At 62.7% G+C, this 18,635-nt stretch carries 19 protein-coding genes and 1 tRNA gene; 11 read left to right on the top strand and 9 right to left on the bottom strand.

What is annotated here, in order from left to right; genetic code table 11:
• The gene (gene cobS, locus O4H62_RS13260) at positions 1-996 is read right to left on the bottom strand and encodes a cobaltochelatase subunit CobS (protein WP_269388448.1); all 996 of its coding nucleotides are present in this window, start codon (positions 994-996) and stop codon (positions 1-3) included.
• A gap of 72 nt (positions 997-1,068) precedes the next feature.
• Positions 1,069-1,695: a J domain-containing protein gene (locus O4H62_RS13255; RefSeq protein WP_269388614.1), complete on the bottom strand. Its 627-nt coding sequence runs from the start codon at positions 1,693-1,695 to the stop codon at positions 1,069-1,071.
• Positions 1,696-1,833: 138 nt separating this feature from the next.
• Between O4H62_RS13255 and O4H62_RS13250 the strand changes: the two genes are divergently transcribed.
• Positions 1,834-2,136: a BolA family protein gene (locus tag O4H62_RS13250; protein ID WP_269388447.1), complete on the top strand. Its 303-nt coding sequence runs from the start codon at positions 1,834-1,836 to the stop codon at positions 2,134-2,136.
• A gap of 51 nt (positions 2,137-2,187) precedes the next feature.
• On the opposite strand, the gene O4H62_RS13245 is transcribed toward O4H62_RS13250, so the two are convergent.
• Genes O4H62_RS13245 through O4H62_RS13235 form a run of 3 tightly spaced genes read right to left on the bottom strand, consistent with a single transcriptional unit; the run spans position 2,188 to position 5,200 of the window.
• Positions 2,188-3,483, bottom strand: a complete 1,296-nt coding sequence (locus O4H62_RS13245) for an HlyC/CorC family transporter (RefSeq protein ID WP_269388446.1) — start codon at positions 3,481-3,483, stop codon at positions 2,188-2,190.
• Entirely contained in the window at positions 3,480-4,604 is a 1,125-nt protein-coding gene (gene aroB, locus O4H62_RS13240) for a 3-dehydroquinate synthase (protein ID WP_269388445.1), read from the bottom strand. The genes O4H62_RS13245 and aroB overlap by 4 nt, the downstream gene beginning before the upstream one ends.
• Positions 4,601-5,200 (bottom strand): shikimate kinase, encoded by a 600-nt coding sequence (locus O4H62_RS13235; protein WP_269388444.1) that lies wholly within the window; start codon positions 5,198-5,200, stop codon positions 4,601-4,603. The genes aroB and O4H62_RS13235 overlap by 4 nt, the downstream gene beginning before the upstream one ends.
• Positions 5,201-5,349: 149 nt before the next feature.
• Here O4H62_RS13235 and O4H62_RS13230 point away from each other — a divergent pair, with 149 nt between their 5' ends.
• From O4H62_RS13230 to O4H62_RS13210, 5 genes are all read left to right on the top strand, one after another.
• Complete coding sequence (locus O4H62_RS13230) at positions 5,350-5,493, top strand: histidine kinase (protein WP_269388443.1); 144 nt, start codon at positions 5,350-5,352, stop codon at positions 5,491-5,493.
• A gap of 17 nt (positions 5,494-5,510) precedes the next feature.
• Positions 5,511-6,452 (top strand): site-specific tyrosine recombinase XerD, encoded by a 942-nt coding sequence (locus O4H62_RS13225; protein WP_269388442.1) that lies wholly within the window; start codon positions 5,511-5,513, stop codon positions 6,450-6,452.
• 101 nt (positions 6,453-6,553) lie between these two features.
• Positions 6,554-7,510, top strand: a complete 957-nt coding sequence (locus O4H62_RS13220) for an acetyl-CoA carboxylase carboxyltransferase subunit alpha (RefSeq protein ID WP_269388441.1) — start codon at positions 6,554-6,556, stop codon at positions 7,508-7,510.
• Positions 7,511-7,827: 317 nt separating this feature from the next.
• Positions 7,828-9,057 carry a L,D-transpeptidase family protein gene (locus tag O4H62_RS13215; RefSeq protein WP_269388439.1) on the top strand — a complete coding sequence of 410 codons (1,230 nt, stop codon included), beginning with the start codon at positions 7,828-7,830 and terminating at the stop codon, positions 9,055-9,057.
• Positions 9,054-9,287 (top strand): sulfurtransferase TusA family protein, encoded by a 234-nt coding sequence (locus tag O4H62_RS13210; protein ID WP_269388437.1) that lies wholly within the window; start codon positions 9,054-9,056, stop codon positions 9,285-9,287. Before O4H62_RS13215 ends, O4H62_RS13210 begins: the two co-directional genes overlap by 4 nt.
• A 35-nt stretch (positions 9,288-9,322) precedes the next feature.
• On the opposite strand, the gene O4H62_RS13205 is transcribed toward O4H62_RS13210, so the two are convergent.
• Both O4H62_RS13205 and O4H62_RS13200 read right to left on the bottom strand, forming a co-directional pair.
• The gene (locus tag O4H62_RS13205) at positions 9,323-10,483 is read right to left on the bottom strand and encodes a CobW family GTP-binding protein (RefSeq protein ID WP_269388435.1); all 1,161 of its coding nucleotides are present in this window, start codon (positions 10,481-10,483) and stop codon (positions 9,323-9,325) included.
• An 18-nt stretch (positions 10,484-10,501) separates the two neighbouring features.
• The gene (locus O4H62_RS13200; protein ID WP_269388433.1) at positions 10,502-11,704 is read right to left on the bottom strand and encodes a D-alanyl-D-alanine carboxypeptidase family protein; all 1,203 of its coding nucleotides are present in this window, start codon (positions 11,702-11,704) and stop codon (positions 10,502-10,504) included.
• Positions 11,705-11,906: 202 nt separating this feature from the next.
• On the opposite strand from O4H62_RS13200, the gene O4H62_RS13195 reads away from it, so the two are divergent.
• Positions 11,907-13,073: a M20 aminoacylase family protein gene (locus O4H62_RS13195; protein ID WP_269388431.1), complete on the top strand. Its 1,167-nt coding sequence runs from the start codon at positions 11,907-11,909 to the stop codon at positions 13,071-13,073.
• A 118-nt stretch (positions 13,074-13,191) separates the two neighbouring features.
• A tRNA-Arg gene (locus O4H62_RS13190) sits at positions 13,192-13,267 on the top strand.
• Between the two features lie 62 nt (positions 13,268-13,329).
• Here O4H62_RS13190 and O4H62_RS13185 read toward each other — a convergent pair.
• Complete coding sequence (locus tag O4H62_RS13185; protein WP_269388429.1) at positions 13,330-14,550, bottom strand: CynX/NimT family MFS transporter; 1,221 nt, start codon at positions 14,548-14,550, stop codon at positions 13,330-13,332.
• Positions 14,551-14,721: 171 nt separating this feature from the next.
• On the opposite strand from O4H62_RS13185, the gene O4H62_RS13180 reads away from it, so the two are divergent.
• The 3 genes from O4H62_RS13180 (at position 14,722) to dxr (ending at position 17,757) form a co-directional block, all read left to right on the top strand.
• Positions 14,722-15,492: a SapC family protein gene (locus O4H62_RS13180; RefSeq protein WP_269388427.1), complete on the top strand. Its 771-nt coding sequence runs from the start codon at positions 14,722-14,724 to the stop codon at positions 15,490-15,492.
• A gap of 153 nt (positions 15,493-15,645) precedes the next feature.
• On the top strand, positions 15,646-16,539 hold the full coding sequence (locus tag O4H62_RS13175; protein WP_269388426.1) for an NAD(P)-dependent oxidoreductase: 894 nt from the start codon (positions 15,646-15,648) through the stop codon (positions 16,537-16,539).
• A gap of 30 nt (positions 16,540-16,569) precedes the next feature.
• Complete coding sequence (dxr, locus tag O4H62_RS13170) at positions 16,570-17,757, top strand: 1-deoxy-D-xylulose-5-phosphate reductoisomerase (protein ID WP_269388425.1); 1,188 nt, start codon at positions 16,570-16,572, stop codon at positions 17,755-17,757.
• Positions 17,758-17,829: 72 nt separating this feature from the next.
• Here dxr and O4H62_RS13165 read toward each other — a convergent pair whose 3' ends face one another.
• A complete protein-coding gene (locus O4H62_RS13165; protein ID WP_269388423.1) occupies positions 17,830-18,630 on the bottom strand; it encodes an FAD binding domain-containing protein in 801 nt (266 codons plus the stop codon).
• Positions 18,631-18,635: the final 5 nt, after the last annotated feature.

The raw sequence follows: 18,635 nt of genomic DNA, 5'->3' as shown, positions 1-18,635 counted from the left end.
TCAGGCGGTTGCGCTGAGAACGATGTTGGCGGCACTTTCCTTCAACTCGACGCCAAACGCCCGTTGATAGTGTTCGGCCACCAGCGCCCGTTCCAGCTCATCGCACTTGTTGAGGAAGGTCAGGCGGAACGCCATCGCCACATCGCCAAAGATTTCGGCGTTTTCCGCCCAGGTGATCACCGTACGCGGGCTCATCACGGTGGAAAGATCGCCATTGATGAACGACGAACGGGTCATGTCGGCAACCCGCACCATGCGCGAGATTGTTTCGCGGCCCTCGCCCTTGGCAAATCCCTTGACCTTGGAGGCGACGATATCAACTTCCTGGTCATGCGGCAGATAGTTCAGCGTGGTCACGATCGACCAGCGGTCCATCTGCGCCTGGTTGATCTGCTGGGTGCCGTGATAGAGCCCGGTGGTATCGCCAAGACCGACGGTGTTGGCGGTTGCGAACAGGCGGAAGGCCGGGTGCGGCCTGATGACGCGGCTCTGGTCGAGCAACGTCAGGCGGCCGGATGATTCGAGCACCCGCTGGATCACGAACATCACGTCCGGACGGCCGGCGTCGTACTCGTCGAACACCAGCGCCACATTGTGCTGGTACGCCCAGGGCAGGATACCGTCCTTGAATTCGGTAACCTGCATGCCTTCGCGGACAACGATCGCGTCCTTGCCGACGAGGTCGATTCGGCTGACATGGCTGTCGAGGTTGACGCGCACGCAGGGCCAGTTGAGCCGCGCCGCGACCTGTTCGATATGGGTCGATTTGCCGGTTCCATGGTAGCCCGACACCATCACGCGGCGGTTGTGGGCAAAGCCAGCCAGGATTGCGAGCGTGGTGTCTCGGTCGAACAGATAGTCCGGATCAAGGTCAGGCACATAGGCGTCCCGCTCCTTGTAGGCCGGGACAGCGATGTCCGAATCGATGCCAAACACCTCACGCACGTTCACGGTGGTGTCTGGCAGGTTGGTGATGTCGAGGTCGATCTTGCTCATCATGTCTCCAAGGCCTGGCTCAAAAAGCCCGCGGGCCGTCTCTCCTGTCCGATCCTGCTTTAGACTGTTCGCTTAGCAGAAACCAGACTGCTTTAACAATTGGTAGGCCTGGATGACAGCGCGAAAACGGTCTTCCGAACCGCGGTCGCCGCCATTGGCGTCGGGGTGGTGTTGTTTGACCAGGTCCTTGTAACGGGTCTTGATCTCGGCCGATGTCGCATTTGCGGCCAGGCCAAGCGTATCGAACGCCTTCGACTCGAGCGACTTGACCTTGCGGGCGCGAACTGGCCGGTTGGGACGGGTTTCGTTGAAGAAGCCGTGCGGATCGCGCATCCGCGCCTGGGCTCCGGCGGAGCCGGATTTCGCGGTCGACTGCGTCGGCCCGCTCGCCGCCGAACGGTCGACGCCCATCTTCCAGGTCGGCCTGTGGCCGGTCAGCGCTTCCTTCTGGTAGCGCGCGATCTCGCCGTCGGAGAGACCCGAAAAGTAATTGTAGCCCTTGTTGTACTCGCGCGCGTGGTCAACGCAGAACATGAAGTACTGCCCTTCGGCATCGCGGCCGACCGGGGCGCGGTGTGTGCCGGGCTTGGTGCACCCGTCCCACTGGCATTCCGGCGCCGTGGGCTCGGCCGGTCGTGCGCCCTTGCGGCGGACCCGGATGCGGTCAAAATATTTGGAATCCAGTTTCATATCGACAATTATGGTGCTCTACAGGTTACCGAACAAGGATTGACAGGGGTGATTCAAGCTGCGTACCCCGTCTCGACTTCGAATGCCACCACGCAAATCGCAGCAGCCGAAATTTGTGACCGCGCACGATACCCCAGGAGCACCTTCATGTCCCGCCAGAACCGCATCGAAACCGCTCTGACAGAAAAATTCGCGCCTGAACGGCTGGTGGTGATCAATGAAAGCCACCTGCACGCCGGGCATCACCATTCAGGCAGCGATCATCATGATGCTTTCGACGGCACCGGCGAAACCCATTTCCGCATCCGCATCGTCTCGCCGGCATTCTCGGGCATGAGCCGCATCGAGCGCCACCGTGCCGTCAATGCATTGCTCAAGGACGAACTCGATGGCGGGCTGCATGCCATGGCGGTCGAAGCCTCAGCCCCGGGCGAACCGACCCGCTGGTAGCCCCTCTGGCTCTCTCGCTGCCAGTCTGCCGGCGGCGAGAGATGGAAGGCATCATGCCTTGTCCATCGGCCGGATTCTCAGCCGGGTGACCCTGTTGCGCTCCCGCTTCATCACGATGAAACGCTTGCCATGGAAGGTGAACGCCTGCTTCTCCTCGGGGATCGTCTGCGATTCATGAATCACAAGACCCGCCACGGTCGTCGCCTCGTCATCCGGCAGTGACCAATCGAGCGCCCGGTTGAGATCGCGAATCGGCACCGATCCGTCAACGACGATCGAGCCGTCGGCCTCCTGCCTCACGCCCTGGACCTCGGTGTCATGCTCGTCGGCAATGTCGCCGACGATCTCTTCCAGGATATCCTCGAGCGTCACCAGCCCTTCGACCTCGCCATATTCATCCACGACGATCGCTATGTGGGCCTTCCGCCTCAGAAAGGCGTTGAGCTGGTCCGGCACACTGGTCGTATCGGGCACGAACCAGGGCTTCTGGGCGATCTTGACCACATCCATGCGGTGCGGCTCGTTGGAGACTTCCGCAAGCACCCTCAGCACATCCTTGGCATGGACAATGCCGATGATGTTGTCCGTCGAACCGCGCCAGATCGGCATTCTCGTATACGGGCTCTCGAGCACCGCCCGGACATTGGCTTCCGGTGTCTCGTCAGCATTGAGCATCCGCATCGAGGTGCGGTGAATCATCACATCCGACACTTCCAGTTCGCCCAGATCCAGCACGCCGCCCAGCCGGTCGCGATCCGCCTTGACCACCGATCCCTCGCGGTGCAGCAAATCGACCGCGCCGCGGATTTCTTCATGTGCCGACAGCATCGAGGTTTCCGACGCAAAGGTGACGCCGAACAGTGACATGATGTGGCGCACGATCCAGTTGACGAAGCTCGACAGCGGACCGACCACCACGACGAAGACCTTGACCACGCCCGAAACTGCCATCGCAAACCGGTCGGGGGTCGAGATCGCCCAGCTCTTCGGCAGCACTTCGGCGAAGATCACCAGCAGCAGCGTCATGGTCAGCGTCGCGACCGCAACGCCCGAATCGCCGAAGATCGACAACAGCACGCTGGTCGCCAGCGCCGAAGCCAGAATGTTGACCAGGTTGTTGCCGATCAGCAGCGCCCCGATCAGCCTGTCCTTGCGCTCGATCAGCGTATTGACAGTGGCCGCCCGCGCATCGCCATTGGTCTCGAGCGAATGCATTCGCGCGCGCGATGCCGCGGTCAGGGCCGTTTCGGATCCCGAAAAGAAACCCGACAATCCGATCAGTGCCAGGATAGCCAGGATGGTCAGCCCATGCTCGCTAACGATTGCGCCTATTGTTTGAAGGATCATGATGCCCGCTTTTCCTCAAGGAACCGAAACACTTCATCCGCCGGCACGTCGTCGGCAACAAAGGACTGGCCGATGCCGCGCGTCAGGATAAAGGTCAACGCACCGCGCCGGACCTTCTTGTCCTGGGCGATGTGTTTCATCAGTATATCGGTCGCCGGCAGCTCGCCTTCAATATCCGACATGCGTGTCGGTAAGCCTACCTCGTGGAGATGGCGCCGAACCCGCGCAGCGTCATCAGGGCTCGCAAGGTTCATCCGGGCCGAGAACTCATGCGCCAGAACCATGCCGATCGCCACGCCCTCGCCATGCACCAGCCGCCGTCCGTCGTAACCGGTCACAGCCTCCAGCGCGTGACCGAACGTATGGCCCAGATTGAGCAAGGCCCGCGCGCCGTGTTCGCGTTCATCCGCGGCCACCACGTCGGCTTTCGCCTGGCAGCCGGTGGCGATTGCCCTGATCCGCGCCGGCCCGCCGGAAAACACCTCACGCCAGTTCTGTTCGAGCCAGGCAAAGAACTCCGGCCGGTCGATCAGCCCGTACTTTGCCACCTCGGCATAGCCTGCCCGGAACTCCCTGATCGGCAAGGTATCGAGCACGTCGGTATCGGCCAGCACCAGGTCGGGCTGGTGAAACACCCCAATCAGGTTCTTGCCGTGAGAGGAATTGATCCCGGTCTTGCCACCAACCGAGGAATCCACCTGCGCCAGCAGGCTGGTCGGCACCTGAATGAAGCCCATGCCGCGCCGGACGATCCCAGCCGCGAATCCGGAAAGGTCGCCGATCACGCCGCCGCCCAGCGCCAGCACTGCATCGCCGCGCTCCAGCCGCGCACCCAGCACATGGTCGCAAACCCTTATGAGTTCGTCGAACCTCTTGGTTTTTTCCCCCGGCTCCAGCACCAGCGAAGCCGCCTCGATGCCGCTGGCGGCAAGGCTCTCGAGCAACGCGTCGAGATGCGCCTCGGCCACATTGCGGTCTGTTATGACGGCACACCGGACGCCAGGCTTGCGCGCCGCGATCTCGGCGCCCGCCCGGGCAATCAATCCGGGACCGATCACGATGTCATAGCCGCGCTCGCCGAGCTCGACGCGAACGGTTTCTCGGGGAAGGGTATGGGTCATGTTCTCGGCACCGTTTCCTGGCCGCTGTCCAGCCGCGCAATGGCCATGACCGTTTCAGCGGCAATAATGTCCTTGTCGTCATCCCGCGACTGAACGGTCACGTCAGCCTTGGCATAGATCGGGTATCTCAGGTCCAAGAGGTCCGAAAGCGTTTGCCTGGGATTGGCGGTCTTCAGCAGCGGCCGTGAGTCCCGTTTCGAAACCCGCATCCACAACACGTCGAGATCCGCTTTCAGCCAGACCGACAATCCGTTGGCCAGCACCATCGCACGGGTGGTGTCATTCATGAATGCCCCGCCTCCGGTCGAAAGAACCCGAGGCCCGGTTTTCAAAAGCCGCTTGATCACCCGCGCTTCCAGCGCCCTGAACTCCGGCTCGCCATAGGCCTCGAACAGCTCCGGAATCGTCATGCGGGAAACCCGCTCGATCTCGTGATCTGAATCGACGAAGGGGATTTCGAGCATCTGTGCCACCAGCCTTCCGATGGCCGATTTTCCGGCGCCCATCAGGCCCACGAACACCAGATTGCGGCGGCCGAGCACGCGTCGCGCCTTCGCAATATCCTGTTCCAGCGCGATAGCTTCCGGTTGCGTCAACTCTCTCCCCCGACCTCGGGTCATTGATCCCGAGCCTTCTATTGGCCATGTCCGTCGGCGCGTCAAGCATGCCCGGCTTCGCCTGCCGGCCTTGAAACCAAGCGCCCGCTGCCGCATAACACCTTCATCACCAGATCGCCGGAGTGCCCATGCCTTCCCTGTTTCGGTTCCTGTTCCTGTGCGCTGTGCTTGCCGGCATCGTCTATGGCGCCATGTTCGCGTTGGTCATCTATGTTGAACCCGTAGACCGCGAAGTCACCGTGCGCGTCCCGACCGAAAAACTCAACAACTGACAGGACGCTTCCAGCTCATGCGCGATCTCAGCGCCGCAAACGCCGAAGCCTTTCTCGAGATGATGAGCGCGGAGCGCGGCGCGGCCGACAACACGCTTGAAGCCTACCGCCGCGATCTTGACGACGCCTCCGCTGTGCTCAGATCGCTCGGCACGTCCCTGGCCAAGGCAAAAGCGGAGGACATCCGCGCCGTGATCGGCGATCTGGCGGCCCGCGGCTTTTCGCCCGCCTCTCAGGCCCGGCGGCTCTCCGCGCTGCGCCAGTTCTACAAGTTCCTGCACGCCGAGGGCTTGCGCGATGACGATCCGACCGGCGTCGTCGATTCTCCGCGCAAGACCCGCGCCCTGCCGAAGGTGCTCAGCATTGACGACGTCTCCCGGCTGCTCGCCCAGGCTGAAGCCGACATCGCTAAGGCGCAGGACAAGGAGGAAGCCTTGCGCCGCATCCGCTTTCGCGCGCTTCTGGAACTGCTCTATGCCACCGGAATGCGGGTCAGCGAGCTGGTGAGCCTGCCTTACCGCGTGCTGGCCGATGAGGGCCGGTTTCTGGTCGTCAAGGGAAAGGGCGCCAAGGAGCGCATGGTGCCGATGTCACGCCCCTCACGCGCTGCCCTCGATGCATGGCTGGCCGCGATCGGAGACACCGCCGAGGAATCCGGATTCCTGTTTCCGGCGAACTCCGCCGAAGGCCACCTCTCGCGCCAGGTTTTCGCCCGTGAATTGAAGGAGGTTGCCGCCCGCGCCGGCATCCCCGTCGCGAAGATCTCGCCGCATGTGCTGCGTCATGCGTTCGCCAGCCACCTTCTGGCCGGCGGCGCCGATCTGCGTGCGGTTCAGGAATTGCTCGGTCATGCCGACATTTCCACCACTCAAATCTACACGCATGTGCTTGATGAGCGCCTGCGGCAATTGGTCAATGAGCACCACCCCCTTGCAAAAGCCACAAAAAGTCGCGATTAAGCCCGCTCGCAGCACGCCCAAAGAATGCGTGACAGAGATGCCGGACTGGGTTTGACTGGTCGTGGCGACGATAAATGCGATGGCCCGCGTGGAAAAGCTCGATGCACAATTATCTTGATTTCGAAAAACCGATCTCCGACCTGGAAGGCAAGATCCTCGAATTGAGGAAGCTTGCCGGCGAGGATGAGAGCATCGACACAGGCGATGAAATCGCCCGGCTCGAAACCAGGGCCCGTGACGCCATGGCCGAGATCTACGGCAAGCTCAATCCCTGGCAGAAGACGCAGGTTGCTCGCCATCCGGACCGGCCACATTTCAATGACTATGCCAAGGCTCTGTTCGATGAGTTCACGCCGCTTGCGGGCGACCGCAAGTTCGCCGAGGACGCCGCGATCCAGGCAGGGTTTGCCCGGTTCCGGGGCCAGCCGGTCGTCGTCATCGGTCAGGAGAAGGGTCACGACACCAAGACCCGCATCCGCCACAATTTCGGCTCCGCCCGGCCGGAAGGCTACCGCAAGGCCATCCGCATCATGGAACTGGCCGACCGCTTCCAGCTTCCCGTCATCACGCTGGTCGACACCGCTGGCGCCTATCCCGGCGTCGGCGCCGAAGAACGCGGCCAGGCCGAAGCCATCGCGCGCTCGACCGAGACCTGCCTCAATCTCCGCGCACCGCTGGTGTCGATCGTCATCGGCGAAGGCGGCTCCGGCGGCGCGATAGCGATTGCCACCGGCAACCGGGTCTATATGCTCGAACACGCAATCTACTCGGTGATCTCGCCTGAAGGTGCGGCCTCGATCCTCTGGCGCGATTCGACGCGGGCGCGCGACGCGGCCACCTCCATGAAAATCACCGCCGAAGACCTGCTCGCTCTGGGCGTCATCGACGGCATCATTCCGGAGCCGGTGGGCGGCGCCCATCGCGATCCCGAAAGCGTGATCGCCCGCGCCGGCGACATGATTTCCGCGGCGCTCGAAGAGATGTCCGGCCACTCCGGCGACGAACTGCGCGCCGACCGCCGTAAGAAATTCCTTGAGATCGGTCGTCATATCGGCTGACCGCCGCCCCATTCGGGCCACATTTGGAACGCCAATAAAGCAATCAGGTTGCAAGCCCCGCGGTCATGACGGAGCCGGCGATTGAAACAGCACCGCCTGGGGCTGGCGGTTCCCTACCGGACGAGATGTGGTCAGACGGCCACTTCGGGCCCGGAAGAAACAGCTCATCGGCCCTGCCGGAGCCTGAGCGGTAATGCTTCATGAACCATGTTGGTGCTAATATTGCGTTGAAATGCCCGGCCTGAGCCCGGCCCGAGATTGCCGCCAAAGCGGTCCGAATGCCCCAGAACTGGCAACTGCAAAGTCCAAGAGACCCGATGAAACCTATCCGTACGCTGCGCTTCCTGCCTATTCTACTCCTGGGACTGACCGGTTGCCAGGACGCGCTCGATTCCGTGTCCAACAAGGTCGAACACCCGCTGCCCGCCAAGCTCGTCAACAAGATGAAGGCGAACGACATGAGCACGCGGTCGCCGATCATGATGCGGATTTTCAAGGAAGAAGGCGTCCTCGAGGTCTGGAAGCAGAAGGGCAATGGCCGCTTCGACATCATTGCCTCCTACGAGATCTGCAAATGGTCGGGCAAGCTCGGCCCCAAATTCAAGGAAGGCGACCGCCAGGCGCCCGAAGGCTATTACCGGATCTATCCATACCAGATGAATCCGAATTCGAGCTATTACCTGTCCTTCAACATGGGCTACCCGAACAGCTATGACCGTTCCTACGGCCGCACCGGTTCCAACCTGATGGTGCATGGCGCCTGCTCCTCGGCCGGATGCTATTCGATGACCGACGAACAGGTCCTGGAAATCTACGGTTTCGCCCGCGACGCCTTCAAGGGTGGACAGGAGTTTTTCCTGGTCGAGGCGCTGCCATTCCGCATGACGGCGGAAAACATGGCCCGGCATCGCGACAGCGAACATTTCGAATTCTGGAAAATGCTCAAGGTCGGATACGATCATTTCGAGCTGACGAAGCGGCCGCCGAAGGTCGATGTCTGCGAGCGGAAATACGTGTTCAATCAGTTCCCGCAGATCGAGAACGCCTCCTTCCAGGCGACCGCTACCTGCCCTCCGGCGAGCGTCCCGAGCACGCTGGAGTCAGCCTATTACGCCTATCAGAAGAACTGGAACCAGGACTTCGTCAAGGCGGTCGCCAAGTATGACCGCGAGGAAGCCAGCCAGATTGCTGCCAATGAAGCCCGGGCGGAAGCCGAGGCCAGACGGGCCGAGCGCGAAGCCGAAAAGGCCGCGCGCCTTGCCGCCAATGGCGGGCAATCTCCTGCTGCTCCTGTTCTCAGCCTGTTTTCGACCGGCAATCCTCTCAAGGCCCTGAGCCCGAACTCGGCGCCACCCGCTCCGGCCGGCGCTATCGCCGCCCCGGACGCTACAGAGACGACGGCCGTTCAGGCCGCTCCGGCCCCGGCATCGACGTCGGCGGGTGTGCCGGTTCCCATGCCAAATCCGGCGGTTGAGCCCCAGGTCGCCAATGCGGGATCGGCGCCACAGGCCAGCAAGCCGTTCTGGAAAATCTGGAGCAGCAATTGAACGACGGCAACGAAAGCGCGCTGGACCTTCGCGGTCTCAAATGCCCGCTTCCCGTTCTCAAGACCCGCAGGCACATGCGTGACCTGGCCGCCGGCACGCTCATCCGCATCGAAACCACCGATCCGCTGGCGGTGATCGACATTCCGCATTACTGCCGCGAGGACGGACACCAGTTGCTCGAGAGCGCTCCGGTCGAGGGCGGGCATGTCTTCGTCATCGCGAAGGGCTGAGCTTCGGTCAGCACGGTGTTTCGGCCAGCGCTGATCTAGCGTCGTGCCGGCATGCCGGGAATGGCAAGCGGATTGTCTGTCAGGGCATCGCGGTCGGGTCTTCCAATGCCGGGCTCACCCGAGAAGGCTGAAAACAGCTCCGCGATAAATCCCTTCGGCATATCCCGCGTGATCACCACCAGCCTTGTCTCCTGTCGGGCCCCTTCCGGCCAGGCCTGCAAACGCACCGGCTCCGACATCAGCGCCTGCACAGCATGCAGCACCAGCGGTCGTGACGGATCATCCGCCAGTTTGACGATCCCCTTCATACGCAAGAGGTTCGGCCCGTGCGCCGAGCGCAACAGGTCGAGAAACATCGCCAGCGCCTCCGGTGCAATCGGCTTCTCGAACACCATCGAGTCCGCCCGGATATGCTGGTCATGCCGGTTCACATCATGGGCATGGGCATGCCCGTGTCCATGTCCATGTCCATGTCCATGTCCATGATGATGGTGATCGTCCTGTCCCTCGCTCAACCACCGCGCCACATCCAGGCTGCGGGCAACGGGATCATAGGCGCCGGTGTCAAACAGGCCTTGCGCCGTCAGCTCCGGATTCTCGGCGCTGATCACCCGCGCCAGCGGATTGAGCGTCACGAGTTCGGACCGCAGCGCGCCGCAATCTCCGGCAAGGGATACCTTCGACAGCACGATCGTGTCGGCTACCGCAACCTGCCGCCGCGCTTCCTCATGCCCGGCCAGCGTCGCAAGGCCGTTGACGGCATCGACCACGGTCACCAGCCCCTCGAGCCGGTAGGACTGGCCAAGCGCCGGATGTCCGATCACCGACTGCATCACCGGCACCGGATCGGCGAGCCCGGTGGTCTCGATCACCACCCGCGAGAACGGCCGGATCTGGCCCGTCTGCATCCGGTCCATCAGGTCGGCCAGCGTATCAACCAGTTCGCCGCGCACGGTGCAGCACAGGCATCCGTCCGACAGCTCGATGACACCATCGCCCGAGCTTTCGACCAGCAGGTGATCGATCCCGACATCGCCGAACTCATTGATGATCAGCGCCGCGTCGCTGAGCCACGGATCGCCGATCAGGCGGTTGAGCAGCGTCGTCTTGCCTGCCCCCAGGAAACCGGTCAGGATCGATACCGGCACGCCGCTGGGCGCGCTCCAGGCCGGCGCTGGGTGGGTTTCAGCAGTCATCGGCAAGGTCTCTCGGGATCAGATTTCTGGACGCGGAACAGGAACCGGCACACTCGGCCTGAGCGGCATCGCATCCGTGGCCCCGGCGGCCTTGGCCGGTGCGGTAAATGGGGAGGCCGCAAACGGCTCCACCTGCCCGGAAAGCGTGCCTCCAGGCCGCGGCACGGGAATCGGAATCCGCGACAACGCAATCTCGACACTGCCGCGCGGCAGCCCGGCCGGAGCCTGCACCAGGCGCGGTTCGCGCGTCATCGGCACCAGATAGGGTGAATTGAGCACCATCTTGCCTTCGACATCGCGGCCCTCGTAGCGCGCGGCGCGCGCTTCAGCCGTGCAGATGCTGCCGGAAATGTCCGCCACCTGGTCGCGGCCCTCGCCGTAAGGTCTCAGCGTGTCGAGGGTGGAGCCGCCGAACGCGCTGGTCGTCAGCGCCTTGTGAAGAAGCCGCGCCGATTCCTCCGCCCTCTCCTCCTGCGAGGCCGCGCCGAGAACCACGCTGACCACGGTTTTTCCCTTGCGGGTCGCCGAGGAGACCTGATTGAAGCCCGACGCGCAGATGAATCCGGTTTTCATGCCGTCGGCATCGGGGAAGCGGCCGATCAGCAGATTGTAATTGGTGTAGGACTTCTTGCCGTAGGCGAAGCCTTCATAGCCGAAATAATGCGCGAACTCCGGAAATTCCCGCCGCAGCGCAACCGCCAGCACCGCCATGTCGTGAGCGGTCGTGTACTGGCCGTCGCCCGGCAGTCCGTTGGGATTGACGAACCGCGTCGCGGTCATACCCAAGCTTCGGGCGGCGGAATTCATTTCCCGGACAAAAGCATCCTCTGTCCCCGAGACAGCCTCGGAAATTGCCACTGCGACATCATTGGCGGACTTCACCATCAGGTATTTGAGCGCCGAATCCAGCGGGAAACGTTGTCCCGGCTTGAAATACATCTTGCTCGGCGGTTCCTTGGCCGCATGAGCGGACATGGTCACGGGCGTCTGCATCGTCAGTTGGCCTGACTTGACCGCCTTGAAGGCGACATAGATCGTCATGAGTTTCGTCAGCGAGGCCGGATACCAGCGCTGAAAGGCCTGCTCGTGCTCGACCACACGACCGGAGGCGACATCAACGGCGATCTTCGGATTGGCCAACGCGCCGCCTGAAGCCGCCGCTGCGAGCACCAGGACTGCCAGGACTGTGCCCAACCGGCGCGACTGTGACAAAAAGCTCATTCCGGGCTTCCGATTTTGCAATGTTTCAAACGGCGTTTCGATGCGATTGACGACAGGCAACGGTATCTTCGCGACCGCTGATCCACCGCTTTTCACTCGTCATGAACCCCTACTTAGCCTATATGGCAGACAGATGGCAAAGGGCGAGAGGCTGTTTCCCTGTTTGCCGGACACAACGATCACAAAGCAATAGAGGTGTAAAATGCAGCTTGTCGAGGATGTAGTTTCCATGAAGGACGAAGTCGCCGGCTGGCGCCGCACGCTCCATGCCGATCCGGAATTGCTGTACGACGTGCACAACACGGCCGCTTTCGTCGCCGACAAGCTCAGGTCATTCGGCTGCGACGAAGTCGTCACCGGCATCGGCCGGACCGGGGTTGTCGGCATCATTCACGGCCGCCCCGGCGGCAACGGTCCCGCGATCGGCCTGCGCGCCGACATGGACGCACTGCCGATCAACGAGATCACCGGTCTCCCCTGGGCATCCCGTACGCCCGGCAAGATGCATGCCTGCGGCCACGACGGCCACACCGCAATGCTGCTGGGCGCTGCCCGCCACCTTGCCGCGACCCGCAACTTCACCGGCTCGGTGGCCGTGATCTTCCAGCCCGCCGAAGAAGGCGGCGCCGGCGGACGCGAGATGGTCAAGGACGGCATGATGGAACGCTTCGGCATCACCAAGGTGTTCGGCATGCACAACCTGCCCGGCCTGCCCGTCGGCCAGTTCGCCATCCGCAAGGGTCCGATCATGGCGGCAACCGACATATTCGACATCACCATCAAGGGCCGCGGCGGCCACGGCGCGATGCCGCACCAGACCATCGATCCGATCGTCGCCGCCTCGGCGATTGTAACTTCGCTGCAGTCGATCGCCTCGCGCAATGCCAACCCGCTAGAATCGGTGGTGGTCTCGGTGACCAAGTTCATCGGTGGATCGGCCTACAACATCATCCCGGAAACCGTTGAGCTGGCGGGCACGGTGCGCACCCTTTCGCCCGAAATGCGCGACCTGGCTGAAACCCGGATCAACGAGATCGTCCGCGGTGTCGCCGCCGCCCATGGCGCCGAAGGCTCGGTGAATTACCTGCGCAACTACCCGCTCACCTTCAACCATGCCGACGAGACCGATTTCGCCGCCGACATCGCCGAAAGCATCGCCGGCGCCGGAATGGTCGAACGCGAACAGCCGCCGACAATGGGCGGTGAAGATTTCTCCTTCATGCTCGAGGCCCGTCCCGGCGCCTTCATCTTCATGGGCAATGGCGACACCGCAGGCCTGCATCACCCGGCCTACGACTTCAACGACGAAGCCATTCCGGTCGGCGTGTCCTACTGGGTCAAGCTCGCTGAAAAGGCGCTTGCCGCCTGAACCTGTTGCCCGGCGGAGCGCGTCAACACGCCAACCGCCGGACCTCGCAAAACCTGACAATGGCACCCGCATCCGTTGTTGAAGTCGGGCTGCTGTTTCTGTATGCAGATGATCGCGTGGTCCCGTAGCTCAGGGGATAGAGCACAGGATTCCTAATCCTGGGGTCGAAGGTTCGAATCCTTCCGGGATCACCACACTGGCTCAAGGCCGTAGCCGATCAGGTCTGGGCCGAATCTTATCCGCTCCGACAGTCCTCTCACGCCAGCAGCGCATCCCGGCGTCTTGCACGCGACTTGATCAGGATCAGTGTCATAATGCCGATATTGAGGAAGTTCCAGGCGATCCCGTTGAGGAAGGCCGCCTGGTAGGATCCGGTCAGATCGTAGATCCAGCCGGACATCCAGCCGCCGAGCGCCATGCCGATGATGGTGGCCATGATGACGAAGCCCACCCTGGCGCCGGCTTCTTTCGCCGGCAGATATTCACGCACGATCAGCGCATAGCTCGGCACGATGCCGCCCTGCGACAGGCCGAAGATCAGGCTGACGATGTAAAGCGGCACCATCGCGTCGAACGGCAGGTAGAGAAACAGCGCGATGCATTGCAGCGTCGAGCCGATGAGAAGCGTCATCACCCCGCCGAGCCTGTCGGCGATCAGCCCCGACACCAGCCGCGACACCACCCCGCCCATCAGCATCAGCGACAGCATCTCGGCGCCGACTGTCGGGCCATAGCCGAGGTCGGCGCAGTAGGACACGATATGAACCTGCGGCATCGACATCGCCACGCAGCAGCCGATGCCGGCCAATCCCAGCATCCATTGCAACGCGGTGGGTGAAAACCGGACCGACCGCGCATTGGCAATCGACATCCTGTTGGCGTGTTCCGTGGCTTCCTCCGGAAGCCGGCGCCTGAGCAGCAGCGACAGCGGGATCATCAACGCCACCGGCACGATCGCCAGCACCGTATAGGCCGCACGCCAGCCGAAATCGGTCAACACGCCGCTCAACAGAAGCGGCCAGATCGCGCCGGACAGGTAGTTGCCGCTGGCCGCGATCGCCACGGCGATGCCGCGCCGCCGGTAAAACCAGTGCGAGATATCCGCAATCAGCGGCCCGAAGCCCACCGCCGTGCCGAAACCGACAATGAACTGCATCGCCGACAGCATCACCACCGAATGGCTCACTGCCGCAAGACCAAAACCCGCGGCCATGGTCAGCGCCGAACCGATGAGGGCAATTGTCACGCCAAACCGGTCGACAGCCCTTCCGATCGCCAGGTTGCCGAGCGCAAAGCCGATCATGGTCAGCGTGTAGGGAAGCGATGCATCGGCCCGGGCAGTGGCGAATTCGGCCTGCACCGCCGGCATGATGACAATGATCGACCACATCCCGACATTGCCGAGAACTGCGATGGCCAGTGTTATACCCAGCCGTGTCCAGGAATAGCGGCTGTCAAGGATTTGAGACTCACTCATTCGGGCACGATATTGGGCAGAATGAACATTGTATAGGCGATTTTGCTGCAGCGATCGGCTTGCCTTCGCCACCCGCGTTAACGACAACGATGGATTGCCCTTGAAACGACCGCACGTTGTGCGTGAAAATGCGGATCATGACAGTGCAACAACAATTTGGGGGACAGGATATTGGCCAGCAACAAAGCACAAGACGACACCGTTTTACCGATGTTTTACAATTCGCCCGAACCCGTCAGCCTCAAGCAGCATGGCAAGAAGGGCCTGGTGCAGGGCACGGATTTTGGCTTTGCCGCGAACGCCATGGTGATCCCGCTGATGGCGCCGGAGATGCCCGCGGCAATGCGCTCCTACCCAATCGTGTTTTCGGGGCCGGACTTCATGCCGATGATGGTCACCGGCGTCCGTGAGGGAGAGAACCTGTTCATCGATTCCGAGGGCAAATGGGCGGAGCCGCACTACGTGCCGGCCTATGTCCGGCGCTATCCGTTCATTCTCGCGGGCGACGAAACCGATGAACGGCTCGCGCTTTGCGTGGAGAACGACCCCGCACGCGTGGTGTCCCTTACCGCCAAGAGCAAGAAGACCGCCAAACCCTTCTTCGACGAGAACGAACAGGGCGAGGCGACCAGGAATGCCCTTGCGTTCTGCGAGCAATACCAGGGCATGTATTTCAAGACCCGGCAGATCATGAAGGTGATCGCTGACAGCGGCCTGCTCGCCGAACGCACCAGCAAGCTCACCCTTGCTGATGGCCAGAGCTTCAATATCACCGGTTTCCATTTGATCGACGAGACACGGCTCCTGTCGATGAGCGACGAGGATTTCATCAAGCTGCGCAAGGCCGATGCGCTGCCGGCGATCTATTGCCACCTGGCGTCCATGAACAGCTGGAACGCGCTGCTGTACCAGGCCAGGTTCCGCATCGCCGAAGCAGCCTGAAACCCGCCGGTCGGCCGGAAAACGCATCAGCTCCGGACCGGGGCCGATGCGGACCCGACATTATTGGCCTGCAAGGTCGATTGGAAATTGCCACTTCCGTCTCCCATCTGTACTGCTTCAAGGCACAATCGGATGCGGGAGGGGAAGCCGGACATGACAACATCTATTGCACTGCTCGGGACCGGCCTGATGGGCCTGCCAATGGCGCGGCGCCTGCTTGGCGCGGGTCATCGGCTGACAGTCTGGAACCGGGACCGTTCGAAAGCCGCGCCGCTGGCCGGCGAAGGCGCCCGCGTGGCTGACAGCCCCGCCGATGCCGTCAACGGTGCCACCCACATCATCACCATGCTGACCGACGGCTCTGTCGTCGCTCATGTCCTGTTCGAGACCGGCGTGGCAGAAGCCATCGATTCCGGCGCAACCGTCATCGACATGAGCTCGATCCAGCCAAGCCAGGCACGGGCCCATGCCGAGCGTCTCTCAAAGCTCGGCATCTTTCACCTTGACGCGCCGGTCAGCGGCGGCACCGGTGGAGCCGAAGCCGGGACCCTGGCAATCATGGCCGGCGGAGACCGGAACGTATTCGACAACGCATCCCCCGTACTGAGCGCCATGGGCCGCGCCATCCTGGTCGGCCCCAGCGGCGCAGGCCAACTCGCCAAGCTCGCCAACCAGGCGATCGTCGGCATCGCCATCGGGGCTGTTGCGGAAGCCACCTTGCTCGTCTCGGAAGGCGGCGGCGATCTCGAGGCCTTCCGTGCGGCGCTTGCCGGCGGCTTTGCCGATTCGACCATCCTGCAGGTGCACGGACAACGCATGCAGGCCGATGATTTCGCCCCCCGCGGCCGCGTCTCCGTCCAGATCAAGGATCTCGACAACGTCCTCATCGAAGCCCGCGCGCTTGGCATCAGGCTGCCGCTGGTCGAGGCGGTTCGCAACCGTTTCGTCCGGCTGATGAACGAACTTGACGGCGGCAATCTTGACCATTCCGCCCTCTTCGTCGAACTGCTTGATCTCAATGGCCGCAAGCCGTCGCCGCGCGTTTGACCGCAAGACCCAAGCCAACCATGGTAAAGCATGAACACTAGCTCCCCGACCGGCAGGCGCCGTATCTCAATCCTCGGCGCCACAGGCTCCATCGGCCGCAACACGCTCGATATCATGACCCATCTCGGAGGTCAGGACGCGTTCGAGGTACCGGCGATCACGGGAATGGGAAACATCGAGTTGCTGGCCGAGCAGGCTCGGCAGACGGGCGCCGGATTTGCGGTAACTGCGGACCCGGATCGCTACCACGATCTCAAGGCCGCGCTGGCCGGATCCGGTATCGAGGCCGGCGCGGGTCCCGCCGCATTGATCGAAGCCGGCGCGCGGGACACCGATCTGCTGATTGCCGGCATCGTCGGAATTGCCGGTCTTGCACCAACGCTGGCGGGGGCAGCAACCGGTGCCGACATTGCGCTTGCCAACAAGGAATGCCTGGTGTCCGCCGGTGACCTGTTCACCGCCGCCGTTGCCGACGGCGGCGGCAGGCTGTTGCCGGTTGACAGCGAGCACAACGCCATCTTCCAGGTGCTGGAAGAAAACCAGCGCCATGCCGTCGAACGCATCATCCTGACGGCCTCGGGCGGTCCGTTCCGCGATTGCACCCGGGAGCAGATGGCCACGGTCACACCCGAAATTGCCGCCGCCCATCCCAACTGGTCGATGGGCCTCAAGATCTCGATCGACAGCGCATCGATGTTCAACAAGGCGCTGGAAATGATCGAGGCGCGGCATCTGTTCGGAATGAAGCCCGAGCAGATCGAGGTCATCGTCCACCCGCAGTCGATCGTCCATTCGATGGTTGGCTACTCCGACGGCTCTGTCCTGGCGCAACTCGGAGCGCCCGATATGCGTCACGCCATCGGCTACGCCATCAGCCATCCCCGCCGTGCCAACCTGCCACTCGAACGGCTGGATTTTGCCAAGCTTGCCCGCCTCGATTTCTTCGCACCCGACGAGACCCGGTTTCCCGCGCTGGCGCTCGCCCGCACCGCCATGCAGCGCGGCGGCCTGCAGGGCGCGGTGCTCAACGGAGCCAAGGAAGCGGCGCTTGAGGCGTTCATCGCCGGCCGGACCGGTTTTCTCGACATCGCCGACATCGTCGCCGCCACGATGGACCGGCTCGATGACGGCCGCCAGGCGCACGGCATCGACGATGTCTATGCCGCCGACCGTGAAGCCCGCAGGACCGCCGCGGAATTGATGCGAATATCAGCCTGAGTTGCCCCTGCAATGAAAAAGGGCGGATCCGAAGACCCGCCCTTTCCTGCATTCTGGATGCCTTGAACGGCCTTATCCGGCGGCGGTGACCGCCCGCTTGGCCATCACCTTAACCAGATTGGCGCGATAGGCCGACGAAGCGTGGATATCGGACATCAGGTCGGAATCATCGACGGTGATCCCGTCGAGGGCACCGGCCGAGAAGTTCGATGCCAGGGCCTGTTCCATGTCTGACTGCCGGAACACGCCACCGGACCCGGCGCCGGTGACCGCCACCCGCACCGATCCGTCACCATGCTTGGCGACGAACACCCCGGTCATCGCATAACGCGAGGCGGGGTTCGGGAACTTGGCATATCCGGACTTCAACGGAGCGGTGATTTCGACCGCCACGATCAGTTCGCCATCCTCGAGCGCCGTGTCGAACATGCCGGTGAAGAAATCATCGGCGCCGATCGAGCGCTTGTTGGTGACAATCGTCGCGTTGAGCGCCATCAGCCCCGCCGGATAGTCCGCCGCCGGGTCATTGTTGGCGATCGAGCCGCCGATCGTGCCCATGTGCCTGACATGCGGGTCGCCGATATGGGCAGCCAGATGGGCGAGCGCAGGGCAGGCCGAAGCGATCTCGGCCGAGTTTGCCACTTCCGCATGGGTTGTCGCCGCCCCGATGCGGATGGAGCCGCCGCTGACGGAGATCCCCTTCAGGTCCGAAACGTGGCGAAGATCCACGAGATCCGAGGGCGCGGCGAGCCGCTGCTTCATCGTCGGCAGCAGCGTCTGCCCGCCGGAGAGGTACTTGGCCTCGTCATTCGCCGAGGCCAGCTTGACTGCATCCTCGACCGAGGAGGCGCGGTGATAGTTGGTTGCATACATGGTGT

This window comes from Parahoeflea alexandrii (genome assembly GCF_027214025.1).
Classification (GTDB): domain Bacteria; phylum Pseudomonadota; class Alphaproteobacteria; order Rhizobiales; family Rhizobiaceae; genus Hoeflea; species Hoeflea alexandrii_A.
The sequence above is the reverse complement of the archived record's forward strand: the minus strand, read 5'-3'. Positions and strand labels throughout refer to the sequence as shown.

What these genes read in the sequence shown, in the direction of transcription:
- cobS (WP_269388448.1), bottom strand. Translation starts at nt 996, where the DNA reads ATGAGCAAGATCGACCTCGACATCACCAACCTGCCAGACACCACCGTG.
- O4H62_RS13250 (WP_269388447.1), top strand. Translation starts at nt 1,834, where the DNA reads ATGTCCCGCCAGAACCGCATCGAAACCGCTCTGACAGAAAAATTCGCG.
- O4H62_RS13245 (WP_269388446.1), bottom strand. Translation starts at nt 3,483, where the DNA reads ATGATCCTTCAAACAATAGGCGCAATCGTTAGCGAGCATGGGCTGACC.
- aroB (WP_269388445.1), bottom strand. Translation starts at nt 4,604, where the DNA reads ATGACCCATACCCTTCCCCGAGAAACCGTTCGCGTCGAGCTCGGCGAG.
- O4H62_RS13230 (WP_269388443.1), top strand. Translation starts at nt 5,350, where the DNA reads ATGCCTTCCCTGTTTCGGTTCCTGTTCCTGTGCGCTGTGCTTGCCGGC.
- O4H62_RS13225 (WP_269388442.1), top strand. Translation starts at nt 5,511, where the DNA reads ATGCGCGATCTCAGCGCCGCAAACGCCGAAGCCTTTCTCGAGATGATG.
- O4H62_RS13220 (WP_269388441.1), top strand. Translation starts at nt 6,554, where the DNA reads ATGCACAATTATCTTGATTTCGAAAAACCGATCTCCGACCTGGAAGGC.
- O4H62_RS13215 (WP_269388439.1), top strand. Translation starts at nt 7,828, where the DNA reads ATGAAACCTATCCGTACGCTGCGCTTCCTGCCTATTCTACTCCTGGGA.
- O4H62_RS13205 (WP_269388435.1), bottom strand. Translation starts at nt 10,483, where the DNA reads ATGACTGCTGAAACCCACCCAGCGCCGGCCTGGAGCGCGCCCAGCGGC.
- O4H62_RS13200 (WP_269388433.1), bottom strand. Translation starts at nt 11,704, where the DNA reads ATGAGCTTTTTGTCACAGTCGCGCCGGTTGGGCACAGTCCTGGCAGTC.
- O4H62_RS13195 (WP_269388431.1), top strand. Translation starts at nt 11,907, where the DNA reads ATGCAGCTTGTCGAGGATGTAGTTTCCATGAAGGACGAAGTCGCCGGC.
- O4H62_RS13185 (WP_269388429.1), bottom strand. Translation starts at nt 14,550, where the DNA reads ATGAGTGAGTCTCAAATCCTTGACAGCCGCTATTCCTGGACACGGCTG.
- O4H62_RS13175 (WP_269388426.1), top strand. Translation starts at nt 15,646, where the DNA reads ATGACAACATCTATTGCACTGCTCGGGACCGGCCTGATGGGCCTGCCA.
- dxr (WP_269388425.1), top strand. Translation starts at nt 16,570, where the DNA reads ATGAACACTAGCTCCCCGACCGGCAGGCGCCGTATCTCAATCCTCGGC.
- O4H62_RS13165 (WP_269388423.1), bottom strand. Translation starts at nt 18,630, where the DNA reads ATGTATGCAACCAACTATCACCGCGCCTCCTCGGTCGAGGATGCAGTC.